Genomic DNA, 1,286 nt, shown 5'->3' on the forward strand with positions numbered 1-1,286 from the left:
ATATTCGATGTTGTGGTAGGTTTGACCTAGCACAGACTCAATGGTGTCTCGTATGGTGGCTTCGCTGTTGTAGCTAACAGTAATAATTGATATTTTCACAGCGGTGCCGTTTTTATAAGGTGCTGACAGGTATTTTAAGTGCGGTAGCTATTTTGATTTTGTAAAAACCATTGATAGGCGCTGCGCAAGCCATCTTCCAAACCAATTGATGCGACCCATCCCAGGCTGGCTAAACGTGTTACATCCATTAATTTACGAGGAGTGCCGTCGGGCTTGCTGGAGTCAAAGCTTAAGGTGCCTTTGAAACCAGTGACTTTAGCAATAGTTTGCGCAAGTTCTTTGATTGTGCAGTCAATGCCAGTGCCCACGTTAATATGGGAAAGCATTGGCTCGGTGTGTTGATCGTACAGAGCCTTGTCCAGCGCCATGATGTGCACACACGCTGCGGCCATATCGTCAACATGCAAGAATTCACGCATAGGCTTGCCACTGCCCCAAATCACCACTTCATCATCATTACGTAGAACGGCTTCGTGGAACCGGCGTAGCAACGCGGGAATAACGTGACTATTTTCTGGGTGGTAGTTGTCGTGGGGACCATATAAGTTAGTGGGCATTACGCTACGGTAGTCGCGCCCATACTGCCGGTTATAGCTTTCGCATAGTTTGATGCCTGCTATTTTGGCAATCGCGTAGGGTTCGTTTGTGGGCTCTAGCATGCCCGTTAGCAGGGCACTTTCTTTCATGGGCTGGCTGGCGTGTTTCGGGTAAATACAGGAAGAGCCCAGGAATAGAATCTTTTGAACGTCGGTACTATGGGCAGCGTGAATAACATTTGCCTCAACCATCAAGTTCTCGTAAATGAACTCGGCGGGATAGCTGTTGTTCGCGTGAATGCCTCCTACCTTTGCCGCGGCAATATAAACTTCGTCAATTTTTTGCTGCGCAAAAAAACGGGTAGTAGCGGCCTGATTCAGCAGGTCGAGCTCTGCACGGTCGGCCACAACGATATTTTTGTGACCTAGCGCAGTTAAGCGCCGCACAATCGCTGAGCCAACCATGCCGCGATGCCCGGCGACAAAAACGGTTTGGTTTCTTGAAGCCATTGGACTTAGTTCTCCACTGCAACGGGTACGTGATGGCCGTGTTGTTTCAGAAGGGCATGGCGCTGCGCTACTTTAAGGTCTTCTTGAACCATCTCTGCGCACATCTCTTGGACTGTAATCTCGGGTTCCCAACCCAACAGCGCTTTCGCTTTGCCGGGGTCACCAAGCAGGGTTTCTACT

The 1,286-nt window shown here is 49.5% G+C and carries 2 protein-coding genes; both read right to left on the reverse strand.

The window, feature by feature from the left end; translation table 11 throughout:
- Positions 1 to 99: glycosyltransferase (locus tag LZF95_RS28330; RefSeq protein ID WP_233758528.1), on the reverse strand; the 99-nt coding region annotated here is incomplete at its 3' end.
- A gap of 35 nt (positions 100 to 134) precedes the next feature.
- Positions 135 to 1,106 (reverse strand): GDP-L-fucose synthase, encoded by a 972-nt coding sequence (locus LZF95_RS26685; RefSeq protein WP_233758527.1) that lies wholly within the window; start codon positions 1,104 to 1,106, stop codon positions 135 to 137.
- Positions 1,107 to 1,286: the final 180 nt, after the last annotated feature.

The organism is Algoriphagus sp. AGSA1 (genome assembly GCF_021390545.1).
Lineage (GTDB): Bacteria > Bacteroidota > Bacteroidia > Cytophagales > Cyclobacteriaceae > Algoriphagus.

What these genes read in the sequence shown, in the direction of transcription:
- LZF95_RS26685 (WP_233758527.1), bottom strand. Translation starts at nt 1,106, where the DNA reads ATGGCTTCAAGAAACCAAACCGTTTTTGTCGCCGGGCATCGCGGCATG.